We start from the raw sequence: 16,569 nt of genomic DNA on the forward strand, positions 1-16,569 counted from the left end.
CTTCGATTACTGGCCTAGATAGGTTTCCGCATACCACTCTTCGGCGCGCGCGAATTTGTCGAGCTCTTCGTCGGTGAGCTGATTGAGGAACGCGGCGCGATCCTTCTTCGCGATCGGCCCGAGCGGATGGGCGCGCTTGATGCTCGCGGCCAAATCCTTGTCGTCGATGCCGAGCGCGATCATGCGCTCGATCGCCTTCTCAAGCGCGTCCTCGTCGCCATAGCGGAGAGCCTGCCGATAATCGCGCAGCGCCTCCGAGCGGGGCGAGCTATAGCCGCCCTCCGAGGTTTGGCCCTTCACCCCCTTGAGCCAGTCGTAAGCGATGCCGCGCGCTTCGTCGTAAGCGATCTCTCCGGGGGAGCGGCGATAGACGATGGCGTCGACCCACGACCCGCCATATCCGCGCGAGGGCTTCGCGGTGGCTGCGTCGTACTCGTTCTCAAGGCTGAACGTCTGGAACAGGTTGCGCCAGCGATCGCGCAGAACGCGGGTTGCGAACAGATCCGGCCACAGCTTCTTGCCCGTCGCGCTCTCGAGCGGGAGCGTAACCGCCGGCGATAGGGCCGTGCCGATCTTGTTGACCGGCGCCTTGAACGGCGCGGCGACGACCGACCAGAACGACCCGCGGCCCTGCTCATAGGCGTGGAGCGCGCTCATCGCATCGCCATAGCCGAACCAGGACAAGGCATCGGACAGCGCGCCTTGCGTGCGCAGCGTGACAATCTCGCCGTCGGCATTGCGGCCGAGGATGATGTGGAGCTGGCGCTTCTGCTCGTCGGAAAGCTCGTCTTCCTCATCGCCGAAAAAGAGCCAGTTCCAGAGCGTGATGGCCCCGAACACCATCATCGCGCGCATCGCGAGCCACGCCGTCATGCGCGTACCCGAGGCTGCGGCGAGGAGGGAACCGGTCGCGATACCCTTGCCGACCCCCTGCGAATAGGCGTTCGACGTCAGGCGCCAGTAGCGCTTGGTGTTGATTTCGAGCCACGACCAGAACGGAATCATATGCGTGCGCAGCCAGGCGCCGCCGTCGGAGATTGCGCCATAGTCGCCTACCAGATCGCGAGCGAGCAGCGCGGCGCGATCCTTGGGGTCCGTGACCGCGTCGACCATGCCGGGAACCGATGCCCCATAGCCGATCTTCGCCTGGCTCTCGCCCGCCTCGATGCGCTCGACGTAATCGAGATAGGCCGCATAGCGAAACACGTTCTCGCGCCACTGCGTGAAGCCCTGCAACCCGCGCCAGACCTTGCCGAGCGCGGCCATCGTGACCTTGTCGGGACGGTAGGACTTGTCCTGCGTCAGCGCCTCGAAGGCCGACAGGCGGTTGATGTCAGGGATTTCCTGCACCGATAGCCCCGAATCGAATACGCCCCGCTCAACCGCTTCCTCATATCGCGGCGAGGGAGCGGCCTTCTCGCGCATCACTGCGGCCAGTTCGCGGGCCGCGATCGCCGTCTTGCGCAGCAAGCGCGGATTTCCGGCGAGAACGGCGTCAAGGTCGCCGGTCAGGTTGTTGACGTTGTACTTGATGACACGGCGCGGGTTGATGAGAACCCAGCGCTTCCACGCGCGGAGCGGCGCGGCCAGTGCCTCGCCGAGCAGGCCCTCGACGTCTTCACGGCGGAGCTGGTTCAGCGTGTCGGCCACCTCTTGCGGCAGGATCATCGAATATTTCTCGCCACCCATCGCGAGCGCGTTGCGCGCCTGGGCGAGCGCGGGCAGCATCGCGTCGGCCTTGATCCCCGGGGTCTGCATGATCTTCTCGACCATGCCGTCGAGCACATGCTCGGGCAGCGTCTTCACGGTGAACAGGAGCTTGCCCTCGTCGGGCTGCCAGGTCGTATAGCCCTCGGGCGCGAGCTTGCGAACCAGGTCTTCCGCGTCCATCGGATCAACGAAATCCTTGCCGAGCACGCGCTTCTGCCATGCCTTGCGCTGAGACACCGCCTTGAGCACCGTCGCTGCGCCCGGAGCGCCCGGCGCATCGTGATCGAGCAACCACGACAGGAGCCGGAACACGCGCGGATCGTCGGCGTCGTTCGCGATGTTGTCGGCAATTTCCGCAATCTCGCGCGGCATCGGAAAATCGTTGTTTTGCAGCGCTTCACGGACCGTCTTGAAACCATATGCGATGTTGCGGCGGAAACTCTTTTCGGTCTCGATGAAGGCCGCGGCCGCTTCCTTCTCAGCGTCGCTCGCCTTTGCGTCGGCTAGGGTTTCCTCTGCCGCGCTGAGCCGGTCGGCGATGCCGCTGGCGATGCGGCGTTTCGCCTCGGAGCGAAGGCGGTCGAGGATGTTGTGCTCGCTGCGCTTGATCCAGTCGATCGCACGCGCAACGGGAATATCGGTCAGGGCCTTCGCCAGCCAATCGAACTCGGCTTCGAGCAGGTTGGCGTTGATGTCGAGGCTCGACCCCATACGCTTTGCCCACTTGGGCGAGCGCAGCCGCTTCTTCCCCGACGCCGCAATGCGCTGCTGCGTGCGCGCATATTCGAGAACCTGGTGGCGGAAATAGGCCGGGTTCTTGATCCGGTCGGAGGTCAACACGCCGGCGTCAATGAGATCCTGTGCGATCTTGCGGTTGACGACCTTGCGGCGCATCGCGGCTTTCCACACCTTCTGGTCCGGCTGCGCCTGCAAAATCGCGTCGATCTTCGCCTTCTCGCTCTGAACCGTCTCGGGTGTCAGGCCGAACGGCAGTTCGTGCTCGGACTCGGCTTCCCACATGAGATCGTCGAGGATGACCTTGCGCGCCAGCATGTCCATGTCCTCGCGTGTGAAGCCCTTGACCATGTCGGACAGCATCCGAACGGTCTGTTCCTTCGCGGCCTGCGGCGCAGCTTCGAGTGCGCGGAGCTTCTGCTGTAGGGCCGCATATTTGGGGAGGTTGGGCAGGGCGACCCAATGGCGGGTCATCCGATCGCGGAACGCCGCCATTTCAAGGCGCAGGCGCGACAGCATGCCGTCGCCCGTTCCCAGCCCTTCGGTCGCCGCGCGGAAACGCTGCTCCGTCTCGTCGCTATCGAAACGATGGCGAGGCTCGACGACGCTATAGCGCGTGCGAGCATCGGACGGATTCGAGGCGTCCGGGCTTCGAGCGCCGATCTCGCCCTCGGCGAGCGCTCGCATCACGCTATCGGCCGTCACGAAGCCATTGCCGCGCAGTGCCTCGCCGACGGCGCGGAGCACGTTGCGCAACCGCTCGAACGCCTTGGCAACGAAACCCCGTTCCTTGTCGCCGCGCTGCCAGCGCGCGAAGCGATCGGCGATAGCCTCCTCGACCTGCTGCTCCTCGGTGAGATTCGGATAGCGCTTGCGCACCGAGCCCATCATCGCCTTGTCGCTGCGCGCCGCCGCTTCGAGGCTTCGCCATTCCGCGGGCAGGAACAGGCCCATGTTGCGCACCGCGTGGATCACCTCATGGTCGAGCGTCGCGGCCGCGTCAGGCGAGGTGTCGAGCGCGATGGTAATGAAGCGGCCGACGCCAGGCTCAGCGACATACTCGCCCGCCGTGCGCGGCGGCAGGATGGCGGTGCCAACGGTCAGAGCGACGCGATCGGCGATGCCGTAGCCCGCAAGCCGCTTCTCAAGATCGGCGCGCGCCGCGTCGATGTCTCCCGCCGACACGGCGTTGATTTCCGACTCGACAAGGCGTAGATTGAGACCGGCAGAGGGTGACATCTTATCCGGGTCGCCTGTCCCTCGGGACACCGCGCCGTCGGTCAGCGATGACCGGCCCTCTGCGCCACCATTCCGTGCCCCGTTGTCAAAGGTCAGATCGTACTGCCGGCGCTGCGTATCGGTATGCTCGCGCACGATGACGTAGACATTGAAGCTGCGATCCCCGAGCAGCACGCGCGCGGCGACCTCGATCCGCTTTTCAATGCCGCGGCGATCGCCCGGGCCCGAATAGACAATCTCGCCCTTTTCGAGGATCGCGGGAATCGCCGGGACCAGCCGCAACAGGATGTCGCCCTTGAGCGATGTGCTATGGCGCAGCCCGCGGCTCGTGAAGGTGACAGGCTTGCCGTCGGACATGGTGACGCTGCGCCCCACCATTTCCCGCTTATAGTGCCTGATAGCTGCAGTGCGCAGAGCGGGAACGTCCGACGGCCCGTTGAACTTGACGCCGAGTTCGTCGCCGGTGAGAACGGCAACGGGTTCCCGCTCGTCGAGGCGGCTCTGTTTCGAGACGGCCTCTATATCATCGCCGGCCGAGCGCTTCTCAGCCGCCGCGGTCTCCGCTTCGAGCTGCTTTTCAAGGGCGTCGATCCTGCCGCGCAGATTCTCGATCCTGTCCGTCTCGTTGAAGGCCACGCCCAGCCGCGGGGTGTAATCAGCGATCGCCTTTTCCGCGCTGGCGATCGACTCCCGCTGGCGCTCAAGCTCGGTGTCGAAGCGCTGGATAATATTGAGAAGCCGCGTCGTCAGGCCCGTGCCGCCCGTGACCTCATCGACCGGCGACATATAATCGCCGTTGCGCAGGATGCCGACCTTCGGGCTCGCAGTATATTCGACATCGGCGACGACCTTGAAGCCAGCCAGTTCCCCGAGGGTGACAAACTCCCCGCGGTCTCCGGTCTCCCGGGCGAGCGCATCATCCAGCGCTGCGATGAGCGCGTCGCCGAACTCGTCGCGCTTCTCGAACGCTGCATCGCCAACCTTGCCGGTGAACTCGCCTGCGGCAGGCAACTGGCGCTGGGCAATATCCTGCTCGATACGCGGGATGCGTTCCTCTGCGCGCGCCTTGCGGCTCTCGGCCGATGCAATCTCGCTGCGGATGCTCTGCTGCGATCGCGTATGCGCCGCGCGGCGGAGCATCAATTTCTCAAGCTCCTGCTTCCATTCGGTCAGCTCAAGAATGCGGGGGTCGCTGGTGGTGAGCGCCTTGGCCTGCTCATAGGTCGAGGACTCGCCCAGGTCTTCCATGTCGCGAACGCCGGGGTCGCCGCGCATGAAGCCCTCGATGAACCGCGCCTTGCGGGCCATGATGCCCCACATCTGGCTGTCATAAGTTCCCTTCGCAGCGTAATCGAAAATCTCGACAACGGGGTTCATGTTCCCCTGGCGAATGATGCGGCCGTTGCGCTGCTCGTCGTTCGCCGGATACCACTGCGGGTCCATGTTGTGCAGCGCGTAGAGGCGCCGCTGCGCATTGACGCCGGTTCCCATCTTGGCGGTCGAGCCGATGAGGAAGCGCACCTTTCCCTCGTTGAGGTCGTTGAAAAGGCGCTGTTTGGCGACATGCGACTTGTAATCGGAGATGATGGCGATTTCGCTCTTGGGCACGCCGCGGCGCGCGAGCTCGGATGCGATGTATTTCTGAACAGGGAAATCGCCATTGATACCGAAATCGCTGAAAATCATCTGCGCGGCTGGACCGTGCATCACCGGCTCGGCGCTGTAACCTTCGGCGCTGATGGCGTGGAACGGCTGGTTCTTGGTTTCCTTCCAGATACGAAAGGCGTTGTCGATCATGCGCTCGAGCTTTGATGGCTGCTTCGGCGCCGACGCGTCGATCAGGCGATAGTCGATTGCGCTCTTGCGGCCGTCGCCGATGACCGAAAGAATGATGTCGTCGCCGGGCTTCGGTGGCCCGCTGCGCTTCTTGATCGCATCCATGCGCGCGGCCAGGTGGTGCTGGTATGCCTTCTGGTTTTCGGTCTGCTCGACATTGATGAGCTGGCGCTGTCCCCCCTTCAATTGCGGTCGGGTGACGTACTGCTCAAGGTCGGCGCCGGTCACAACGTCCATGACCTGCCGCACCATCACCGAAAGCTCGGGCACGTTCACGAACTTGGAGAAGCGGGTCACGGACTTGTACCCGCCGGCGGGGTCTTGCTCGAGGTCGGTGGAGACAGTGCCGAACGATCCCGCCCACGCGTCGAACTGAGCGAGGTTGCGCGCTTCCAACTCGTCGTTCTGCAGATAGCGCGACACGCTGAACAGCTCGGCCATAGTGTTCGTGATCGGCGTGCCAGACGCCAGCACGACGGCCCGCGAAGGGCGGCGCTTGTTGAGATATTTGACTTTCGAGAACAGATCGTACGCTGCCTGAGACCCGTTGGGGTCGACGCCTTTGACGTTGCCCATGCCGGTCGCAAAATCGAGTTTGCGGAACAGGTGGGCCTCGTCGACGAACAGGAAATCGACACCCATTTCCTCGAAGGTAAACACCTGGTCGCGGCGGCGCTCGGTCAGACCGCGGAGGCGCTGCTCGAACTGCTCGATGCGCTGCTCGATGTTCCGGCGCGTAATGCGTTCGCCCTTGTCGACCTCGCTCAGAAGGTCGCGATATTCGTCAATGTCGGCCTGAATCTCCGCCGCCATGAAATCATCGGACATCGGGATGAAGCCGAAGCTGCTATGCGTGATGATGACCGCATCCAGCTCCTGCATAGCGACATCTGCAATGAACTGTTTGCGGCGGTCGGTATGGAAGCGGCGCTCGTCCGCCACGGCGATACGAGCCGTCGGATATTGCTCGTAAAACTCCTTGGTGAACTGGCCGAGCATGTGGTTCGGCACGACATACATCGGCTTGTTGACCAGCCCGAGCCGCTTCATTTCCATGCCGGCGCCGATCATCGCCGATGTTTTGCCGGCGCCCACGGTGTGCGCCATATAGGTATTTCCGGACTGGATGATCCGCGCGATCACGCGCGTCTGGTGCGGGCGCCACGACCAGGCCGACGAAATGCCGGGGGTCGTCAGATAGCTGCCGTCATAGGTCGGCGCGACGTGCGAATTATATTGCTCGTTGTAGAGCGTCACGAGTTCCTGCGCGCGCGCGGGGTCGCTCCACACCCAATTGCTGAACTCCTTTTGGATCGCGGCCATCTTGTCCGCGACGGCGATGGTCGCGGCCTCGTCGAGCACGCTCTTATCGCCCTCCATCGTCCTGATTTTGCGATAGACCTTGTGGCTCTGGCGGCGCAGCGCGTCCTGAATAATCTCCGGGGCGCTGCGATCGTCGGTGCCCCATTCCGAACGGGACGCGGCGCTATAGGCGTCGCCGCTGACATTCCAGATGGCGAGCTTTGGCAGATACGAAACGGTCAGACTGCTTAGGCCCAGGTGGCGACCGAAATCCTCGATGACCTTCGTCGGCAGCCACGGCATGCCGAGATTTGCGGCAATGTCGTTCGGCGTGAGCGGCGTTGGCATAACCGCTTCGAGCGCGGCGACGTTCCGCTCGAACGCCGGATCCTTCGCTGCTGCTTCCTTCGCCTGCTGCAGTTTGATGCGTACATTGCCGGACAGATATTGTTCGCGCGTCTGGTAGCCAGAGCCGTCGGGATTGAGGAATATGGCGTCGCCCAGCGCCTCGATGGCCTGTGCAGGGGTGGTGTTCGCAAGCGCGGCGATTTGCGGAAGGTCGGGGCGACCCGTCCGGTTCATCACATAAAGCAGTGCATCCTGCGGCGAGGAAATCTTGGGGTCGGCCTCGCGGGTGATGGCGCTGCGGAAGAAGACAATACCCTTCTGCGCTTCGCCCGTGTCGTCGTTATAATGCTCGATCGAGCGCAGCCGGTAGGATTCCGGGTCATCCATGAACGGCTCGATGTTAGGCCGCTTGTCGATGACGATGTCGGGCATATCGTCGGGGTCAAAGCTCCCCTCATCCCACGCCTCACCGCGGGCCTTGGCTGCCTCGCGTGCATCGGCGCGGGCGCGCGCAATCTCGGCGAGTTTCGCGCCTCTTTCGATCAGGGGGGTAGGATCGAAGCTCCCTTCGTCCCACGGGCGACCGGCAAGCCGCTCCTCCTCACGCGCAGCGGCGCGTGCCGATTCCTGCTGGATGATCGTCGGGCGCCGGAAACTGAACTCAGCCTTGTTGATCGGCCCGAACTTGGCGACGAATGCGTCATAGTCGCGGTTCAGGCGCTCGCGCGCCGCTGCCGCCTCGTTGGCGTTTCCAGCCAACTCGGCCGCAAAGATGTCGCGTAGTGCATCGCGGACGGGAACGAGACCCTTGATCCGCTCCATTGCGGCTTCGGTCTGCCCGCCAGTGACACCCTTGCCGCGCCGCTGCACCTCCTGCCCCTGACCGAAAGCTCCGACCTGCATGAGCTTTCCGGACTTGGCGATGTAGAAGGAACCGGGTTTGCGCTCGGCGTGGCGCTCGTCCTCGAGTTGGGTGGCTGCCTTGTCGGCGTCGATCTTCGCGGACCCCGGAGCCATGATGCCGACGGGAAGACGCTCGATCGCCGAGGCCAGATCTTTGCCGAGGTCGGCGCCCGGCCGCGACCGGACGGCATAGCGCTCGCCCGCCACCAATTTGTCAAAGAAGCCCTCTTCGCCCAGCACCATGTCGCTGTTCGACGAGAAATAAGCGTTCACGGCGCCTGACTTGGTGCCGCCGCCCCGCGTCGGCAGGCTGCGGCTGACCGTGTCGACCCAGCCCATATCGCCGGCAGCTTCGCCAGGCAGGCGCTTGCGAAGAATGACAATGTCGGTTGTGACGCTCGTACCGGCGTTCTTCTCGAAGGCGTCTCCGGGCAGCCGGATGGCGCCGACCAGGTCGGCCGTCTCGGCGAGGCGCGCGCGGGCCTTGGTGTCGATCTTGTTCATCGTCCCGGCCGACGTGACGAACATGAGCAGCCCGCCGGGGCGCACCGCGTCGAGCGACTTGGCGAAGAAATAATCGTGCAGAACCATCCCCTTGTAGGCGGGGTCTGCCGTGACGACGGTTTCGGAGAACGGCGGGTTGCCGATGACCAGGTCATAGGCGCCCTGCGGCACGCTCAGCGCGGTATAGTCGGCCTGCGCGACGTCCCACTTGGGATAGAGCGCCTTTGCGATCAGCGAAGTGATGTGATCGTACTCGATACCGCGATAGGTCGACGAGCCGCGCAGCGCGTCCGGCATCATGCCGGCGAAGTTGCCCACGCCCATGCCGGGCTCGAATACCTTGCCGCCCGAGAAGCCGAGCCGCTGCGCAATGCGCCACATCGAACGGACGATGGTTTCGCTCGTGTAATGGGCGTACTGGATCGACCGGCGCGCCGTCTCATATTCGGCGTCGGTCAGTATCTCGCGCAGACGCGGGCCGATCGTCTCGAACCCCTTGCCATACTGCCCGCGGCCGTCAGGGAACGCATTCTTGAGACCGCCCCAGCCGACGTAGCGGGCGAGGGCGGCACGCTCTTCGGCGGTCGCAACACGGCCTTCGGCGTCGATCGCCTTGGCAATCTCGATCGCGCGAATGTTGTCAGCGGCCTTGCGTGCCGGCCCGCGGGCCTCGTCGAGCGCCCCCTCTTCGATGCGGTGATTTACGCCGCTTTCGCGGCTTCGTCCGTCCTGCTCTCGGGTGGCGGCGGAAACTCGACCAGCGTTTCGAGAACCTGTCGCTCCGCGTTCTGCCTCAGCACCGGATCGGCTATCGCTCCGCTCGGCAGTTTCTCCGCGCCCGCCGTCAGGCTGGCGAACAACGCCGCTGCCTCGGTCGCCTTCTTCTGCAGATGCGCCTCGAGCGCGCCCGTCTTGCGCAGCTCCTTGAGCATCGCCGGAGCCTGTTCGGCCATCGCCGCCAGATAGGGTGCCTTGAACTCCATCGGCCCCCTCCATAGCAGTTTCAGGCGCGGATGTCACCGGTGCGGCATCGGCCCATTGGTCGAGGGTCCGCATCGCCCTTGCGACCTCGTCGGGGGTATCCATGCCGGCGACGGATTCGCCCATGTCCTCCATCATGTCGCGGGCGCCGTTGTACCAGCCGCGTAGATATTGACGAAGGTCGCGCACGGTGGAGCCGAGATCGGATGCGATCGCCTGGGCAAAGGCAGCAAAGCGGCGCGCGCCCTTCTCGATGTGATAGACCGCCAGCTCCGTGCCGATCGCGATGATCTCGGGGTCGATACCCGAATTGATGCGGTTCGGATTGAGCTTCGCCTTGAGGCGTTCGCGCAGCTCGGCCGCGCGCTCGTCCGTGACGAGGCGGTTGGGGGAGGGTTGGTTGCGCGCGCCCTCGAGGGTCTCCCCGGTCTGATCCCTTGCCGGAGCCGGCTCGGTCCGCTGTGATTCTATTTGGGGGGGCGGGGTCGGAGTCGGGGTTGCGGCTCGCGTAGGGTCATAGAGCAGGCGGGCGCTCTTCCCCTCACGATAGAGGCGGTCAAAGTCTTCCGGTGCGCCCGCAAAGACGCGCCCGTTGTAGGCTATGTACCCGACGACATTGCCGTCTTGGTCCACCAGTCGTGCTTGCGGTGTCTTCGAGCCGCCGACGCCCATCGTCTCGATCGCTTGACGGTAGGCGCGCGACGCATCGGCAAAGGACTTGCCCGTCATCGGGAAGCCGCTTTCGCCCACAATAACGCGGTCGACCTCCTCCGGCTTCAATTTATGCTGCGAGCGATCCGGTGCGGCGGGAGAAGTAGCTGCACGATCGCGTTGGCTTTTGCCTGGTTCAGTCGCATCCCGGCCCGGGACCAGGTTGGAAACCTCTGTTCCATTCCGGGACACTTGCACCAGGTCGACGCTGCCGCCTCCCTTCGGACGCTGCACCGCCGCGATCGCAGCGTCGCGTTCCGTATCGCCGACCCGCCCACCGGTTTCCAGAGCAGTTCGGATGTCCTGCTCATACTTCTTTGAAAACACGAGCGCTCCGTCAGCGCGACTCACGGCCTTTGCCCTCGGCACCTTGGCGCTGATCGCCGCGCGCTGCGCGTCGGAAAGGCCCGTAACCGCGATGCCCTTGCCGCTCGGCGTGTCAGAGATATTGACCGATGACTGCGCGCTCGCCGAGCCGTCATCCGTCGTCGCGCTCGGAAACTCCGGCACGATGTCGAGCAGCTCCTTGGCGGTGGCGCCGAGACGGATGACCCGCACGTCTTCGCCTGCATCGCGTTTGGCGAGCCACTGGTGATGGCCGTCGATGACATGGTCATCGCTCGAGACGAGAATTGCACGATCGCCGCCGGTGAAATCGCGAGCCTTTGCGACCTTGGCCGTGCTGAACTCGGCCTGCGTCGGCTTGAGGCTCTGCGCTGGAACACTCTCTTCGGTGTGCGATACGCCGCGAGCATTGAGGAAATTGACCATCGCGCCGCGATTTTCCGCCGCGATCTGCGGCATTTGCGCGCGCGGGATGCCAAGGCTCCCCGAGGTGTCGGCGAAGCGCACCCACTCGTCGTCGATCGGCTCGCCGCGCAGGTCGCCGCCCGGCTCGGGCAACTCGACCGTGGCAACAGGGCTGGCCTTGAACCCCTCGCGCGCTTGGCTTTCATCGGCAAACGGGTCGCCGACGTCGATACGAGCGGTGGTGCCCCCCGCTGCCGGCGTTCCGCCCGTCCCGAGCACGACGTGCCAATGCGGTCCGGTGGCGCCGGTGCGCTTCATCGTCGCTGGGTCGGTCTCGTCGAGCGCTTCTATGATCGAATAGCCAGCGTCGCGGTATCGCTGAACAAACTGGTCGAAGGTCATGCCCTTCACGGGTGCGACATCGACCGCCGCGCCGCTTTTGACGTGCCATGACTTGCTCCCCGCCTTGCCAGCGGCGCCCGCTGCACGCTTGGACGAGGTGACGCGGACTCCGGGGAACAGCTTTTCGGTGAGCGCCTTTGCGTCCGCTACCGGTGCGATCTTGCCCCCGTCCGCAATCTTCCCGACAGACCCCTGCGAAGGGGCAGGGGCGACGGGGATGACCGAATCTGTCACCCCTTGAGGGGTAGGGGGAACGCTGGTTGCGAGCCGCGTGTCGATCGCATCGGCCGCCGCGTTCAGTTCCTCGATCGAAAGCGGCGCGAGGCTCACGCCGGCGTCGGCGAGCGTGGAGATATGCTCGTCCAGCGTGCCGCCGCCGTCGAGGTTAATCTTCACGCCGGGCTCGCGCCCCGCGATGCCGGCGTCGGTCACGAATGCGTCAGCGACTGTGCCCGTCATGGTTCGACCGTCGGGGTATCTTACCGCAACGCGCTCGCCCACGCCGGGAAGTCCAGCCTCGGAAAGAATGCCGGACGCCTCGTTTGTGGCCGCTGCATCAGCCACCACGCCCTTGCCCTGCGCAATAAGGTCGGTGGGGAGGGGGCTCGCGCGATCGGCCTCACTGACCTGCGCAGGCGCTTCCTGAGCCTGTTCGCGCACACCCTTGGGGATAGGCGCGCCAGTCAGACGCGAACGCGCCGCACGCGTACCCGAAGCGCCAATCTCCATCGTCGCGCGAATTCCAGCGCCCATGCCAGCGCCGCCAACGGCGCCGCCGAGCATCTGGTCCGCCATTTCGGCGGCGCTCCAGCCGCGCTCGGTGCCCGCCGCGCCGCCGGTGTACTCAAGGCTGCTCTGCGCCGCCTCGGTCAGCGCTTCCTTGCCGCCCGCGCGCGCGACGCGCGAAACCGCGTTCTTGCCCGGAGCCTCGAGGATGCCGAGCACGCCGGTGCGTTCCAGAACGGCGGAGCCGATTCCGAACGGCGCGGCAATCAGCACGTCGCCAAGGGTCGGGTCTTCCTGACCGTTCGCCTCGGCACGCTGCTGTGCGATCGAACCGGTCTGCGACGCCGCTACAGATGGGATGCCGACATAGGGCGCGGCAGCCGAAGCCATGAGGGGCAGGCTCTCCACCGTCGTGTCGAGCACGAAATTGCCGATTGAGCCGATGCCGGGATTGGCCTTGACGTCTTCCCAGCCCGTACTGCCCTCGATGTCCATATTCGATTGGGGGCGGAGGGTGCGCGCGCGCTGCTGGATTCTCGGCGAGCCGGTGAGGGCGCCGACCGTGGTAGCCATGCCTGCGTTCGCGGACGCGCCGCCGCGCTCGAGCAGCGAGCTGGCGCGATCGAAAAAGCCTTCATTGACGGACGCGTCGAGGGCGCCGCGCCCCGTGCGAGCGCGCTCTTCCTGCCAGCGATCCGATGCGAAGTTGAGGCCCATGCTCTCGGCGAGGAAATCGCCGACCTGGCCCACCTTCTCCATGACAGTGTCGACGAAGCCGGAAGCCGCCTTGGGGGCTTCGGTGCGGTTGACGCGGTCCCATTCGCCGAGAAGGGGGTTGCTCCTATCCCCTGCGCCGGCGCGGCGCTGCTGGTCCCGATCCCATGCGTCGAGCAGAGGGTTGTCAGTCACCTTCCGCTTTGCCCGCTAAGGCCCTTCCTCCAACGCTCTTCAACAGAGGGCGCAGGCTTCGCCGGCGCGGTCTTCGCAACGGCGTAGCCCTGGCTCTCGGCGAAGCGGAGCGCTTCGGCCCGGGTGAGACCGCGATCGCGTGCCAGAGCGTCGACCTGCGCCATCGTAACCGTGCCCTTTGAGCCCGGCTTGACGGGTGCAGGCTTTGCAGCGGCAGGCTTTGCAGCGGGCTTCGCGGGTGCAGGCGATGGGGCAGGCTTCGCCGGCGCGGTGGCAGCGGCCGAGCCGATTCCGCCGCCGCCACGCGCGGCGCGCGCATTTGCAATACTGCCGGTCCCGTCTTCCATCGCCTTGGGCGGAACCTTCACCCCGGTTGCGATCTGCGAACCGTCGCCGCGGATCGCGTAATATTGGCCGTCGCCGCTTTCGACGATCTGCCTTATCTCGCCCCGCTCGATCTGCGCCCTGAGTTGGAGCGTCGCTGCATCCCGGCCCTGCGCGAGCGCGGATTCGAGGCGGGTCCGCTCAATGTCGTTGGCGAAATCCATCTTCTTGAGCTGGACCTGGTAGCCAAACTTGCGCGCATCGCTCTGGGCATCGACGCTCGCGCCGCGCTCGGTCTTTCGGGCGTCGTAATAGTCGCCGCGTGCATCGCTCTTGGCCGCGTTCGTGTCGTTGAGTTCCGCCTGCAACCGCATATTGCTCTGCGCATTCTGCTGTCGAAGGTTCTCAAGCGCCATCTGGCGGCGCTCTTCGGCGTCGCTCTGCGCCTGCTGTGCCATGCCGGAGCCGATCCCCTGCAGCGCGCCGCCGACGATATACCCCAAACTGCCCATGTCACGCGCCCCCGCGCTGCTGCGAATATTCCTCCGCTCCGGGAAGGATCTTGTTCAAGTCACCGGACCGGTCGGCCGCGATGATCTGCTCGAACTCGGCGCCCAGCGTTTCCGGATCGACCCGCGGGCTGGCGAGGCGATATAGGTCCATTGCGCGCAGCGCGATGTCATCGACCTCGCTTTGCGCAAAGCTCGAAATCCCAAGGCTCTCCGATAGTTCGACGAGTAGCTCGATGATCTCGGTCCCGGCGTGGAACACAACATCGTCGGGCACATCGGTGCCCTGCTGCGCGAGCGCCGCCTCGGTCATCATGGTGAGGACAACCGCTGTAACGGCAACGGCGTCCTGCGGCGTCTGCTGCACCGGGGGCTGCGCTTCGGCAAACATCTGCGTGACCTGGGGGTCAAACTCGCCGCGCAGGTTCTCGACGATCTGCGCGCGAGGTTCGCCGGGGGTTTCAGCGGGATAGATGATGCCCAGCGCTTCGCGCACCATCATGTCGTAGTTTGCCTGTTCCTCGGGCGATACCGCGTCAGAACCGCCCGTGTCCTGCTGCGCGGGCTGCTGCTGGCCCGCCGCGCGCGGGGCACCTGGCGTAGGGGTCGGCTGAATCATGGTCAGGCCCTCGCAACGACGCGACCCGTATTCGGGTCATATTTGACACGGCCATAGATCGCGCCGTCATAGCGCTCCGCGGCGGGCTGACCCGTGGTGGTGTCGAACCCCTCGGGCATGGTGAAGAGACCAGACATATCGCTGTAATTCGCGGCGATCGCTTCGCGGTCCCGCTTGAGCTGCTTGGCCTGCTCGCTCGCCACCAGACCCGAGCCGATCCCCTGGACCAGACCTGCGGTGAGCATCGGGTTGCGATTGAGGAAGCCGAGAAATCCGCCACCGCTCGCAGCGCTCGGAACCGTCGCGACGACCGGGGCAGTGGCAACGCCAGTCGCAGCGGCAGGGGTCACGGCTGCGACAGCGGGCGATACGCCCGCCGCGCCGATGCCTGCGCCGCTCCCAGCCGTTGCCGCGCGCGCCGCCTGCATCGCGTCCAGCCCGGCGACCGCTGAATCGACGGTCGTTGCCGCTGCACCGCCGGCTGCATTGCCCGCCGCGCCAGCAGCGGTTTTTGCGGCAGGAACCGCGCCGAGCGCGCCGATCCCGCCCAACACGCCGCCCGTGATAAAGCCTGCCGTGGCGCCCTTGATCGGGTTCTTGCCCATGAGGAGGGAGCCAATGGCGCCGAAGGTGGCGCCACTGGCGGCGGTACTTAATATGCTTGTCAGCCCTGCGCTTAGCCCAAGGCTGCTGCCGAGCGCGCCGATCGAGGGCAGGACACCAAGGGCTGCGCCCCCCGTAAGGACCACGGCACCGATCGCCAGCGCGGGAAGCGCCACCTTCTTGATGACCTTCGTGACCTTTTTGAACACCTTGCCGATGGACTTGAGCACGCCGGACACTATGCGGCCTCCTTCATGGTGACGGGTGCGGCGACCTCGCGCCGGTAGCTGCGGCCGAAGGGAACGAACCCCTTGCGACGGTAGAGTTTCGCGATGCGCTCCGAACCCGGGATCGCAGCGGTGTGGGAAAGCTGTATCTCGCGCACCTTGGGCGAAGCCTCGGCCCATGCGAGATAGGCGTCGAGCAGTTGCAGCACGGCCGCGCCAGGCGCGCCGCGCGCCACGACAAGAAACGCGTCCTGAGCCATAAGCTCCGTACCGATCATGTAGACGCGGTTGAGCATCCCGGCGCAGAAGCCCGCGATGGCGCCGTCGCTCGCCTCGCAGACAAAGACGCATGTTGCGCCGTCGTGCGTCCCGCCGTGGCGCTGGACCATATGCGCGAGCAGCTTGCGCGCGTGATCGCGGTCGACGTTGACTGTCTCGGCGTAGATCGACGTTTTCTGTTGATCGACCAGCATGTCGACCAGCGCTGGGACATCGACGAAGCGCGCGGGGCGAAGCTGGGTCATTTTGCCCCCGGCACGGTCACGCCGTAGAGCTTTTGCATCCACGACAAACCATAATTGAGTTGGTCGCGCAGCGAGTTCTGGACCGCGCTGCGCGACCCCGACGGAATCTTGTCGTTGGCAAGCGTGTTGGAAAGCGACTGCTGATAGGCGCCCATCTGCTGGGTGAACGCGTCGAGAAGCTGGCCACGCTCCTGTGCCGCGAGCTGCGCGGCCGAAACGTCGCGCTGCAACCGCTGCTGCGATTCCTGGCTCGCGATCGGGGCGGCGGCGCTGATGGCCTCGCGCTGGGCCGCGCCAATGCCGATCGAGGAATTGACGAGTCCGCGGCGGTTTGCCTGCTTCATCCCCTCGGTACGCGCGCCGCGCATCCAGGCACTATCCTTGCTGGTCAGCTCATTGATGCGACCCGCAATATTGTCCGTTCCGGTGGAGAGGGAGGCAGCCCCCGGCGCCGTGTTCGCTGCCGCGGGAAGATATGCCGTCGCGCCCGGTGCAACGCCCGAAGCCCCGCTGCCGATCCCGGCGATGACGGGCATCGCGTCGTCGGTGAGATAATCACGGATATTCGGCACCGAACCACCCCCTGCTAGCTGCCAATCTCATACCGCGATTAACGGAATACGACAATGCGCAAAAAGGGAGGCCCGCCGCAATCGAGGTCGCAGCGGGCCTAAAGTCTTGGGTCGCATGTCCGCGAGGAGTGCGAC

Annotated in this window: 6 protein-coding genes; all 6 read right to left on the bottom strand. The window is 65.2% G+C overall.

The window, feature by feature from the left end; all coding sequences use genetic code 11:
* Positions 1–6: 6 nt before the first annotated feature.
* From B5X69_RS03095 to B5X69_RS03120, 6 genes are read right to left on the bottom strand one after another with little or no spacing between them, the layout of a single operon-like run.
* Positions 7–13,056 (bottom strand): LPD3 domain-containing protein, encoded by a 13,050-nt coding sequence (locus tag B5X69_RS03095; RefSeq protein WP_079637252.1) that lies wholly within the window; start codon positions 13,054–13,056, stop codon positions 7–9.
* Positions 13,053–13,892 (bottom strand): hypothetical protein, encoded by an 840-nt coding sequence (locus B5X69_RS03100; RefSeq protein WP_079637253.1) that lies wholly within the window; start codon positions 13,890–13,892, stop codon positions 13,053–13,055. The genes B5X69_RS03095 and B5X69_RS03100 overlap by 4 nt, the downstream gene beginning before the upstream one ends.
* 1 nt (position 13,893) lies before the next feature.
* Entirely contained in the window at positions 13,894–14,508 is a 615-nt protein-coding gene (locus B5X69_RS03105; RefSeq protein WP_079637254.1) for a hypothetical protein, read from the bottom strand.
* Between the two features lie 2 nt (positions 14,509–14,510).
* Positions 14,511–15,350, bottom strand: coding sequence for a hypothetical protein (locus tag B5X69_RS03110; protein ID WP_079637255.1), 840 nt, complete (start codon positions 15,348–15,350; stop codon positions 14,511–14,513).
* On the bottom strand, positions 15,350–15,862 hold the full coding sequence (locus B5X69_RS03115) for a GNAT family N-acetyltransferase (protein ID WP_079637256.1): 513 nt from the start codon (positions 15,860–15,862) through the stop codon (positions 15,350–15,352). Before B5X69_RS03115 ends, B5X69_RS03110 begins: the two co-directional genes overlap by 1 nt.
* Positions 15,859–16,434, bottom strand: coding sequence for a hypothetical protein (locus B5X69_RS03120; protein WP_079637257.1), 576 nt, complete (start codon positions 16,432–16,434; stop codon positions 15,859–15,861). Before B5X69_RS03120 ends, B5X69_RS03115 begins: the two co-directional genes overlap by 4 nt.
* Between the last annotated feature and the right edge of the window lie 135 nt (positions 16,435–16,569).

The organism is Sphingopyxis flava (assembly GCF_900168005.1).
GTDB lineage: Bacteria > Pseudomonadota > Alphaproteobacteria > Sphingomonadales > Sphingomonadaceae > Sphingopyxis > Sphingopyxis flava.

Bases quoted from the DNA above. Each gene is read 5' to 3' on its own strand.
- B5X69_RS03115 (WP_079637256.1), bottom strand. From the start codon at position 15,862: ATGACCCAGCTTCGCCCCGCGCGCTTCGTCGATGTCCCAGCGCTGGTC.
- B5X69_RS03105 (WP_079637254.1), bottom strand. From the start codon at position 14,508: ATGATTCAGCCGACCCCTACGCCAGGTGCCCCGCGCGCGGCGGGCCAG.
- B5X69_RS03100 (WP_079637253.1), bottom strand. From the start codon at position 13,892: ATGGGCAGTTTGGGGTATATCGTCGGCGGCGCGCTGCAGGGGATCGGC.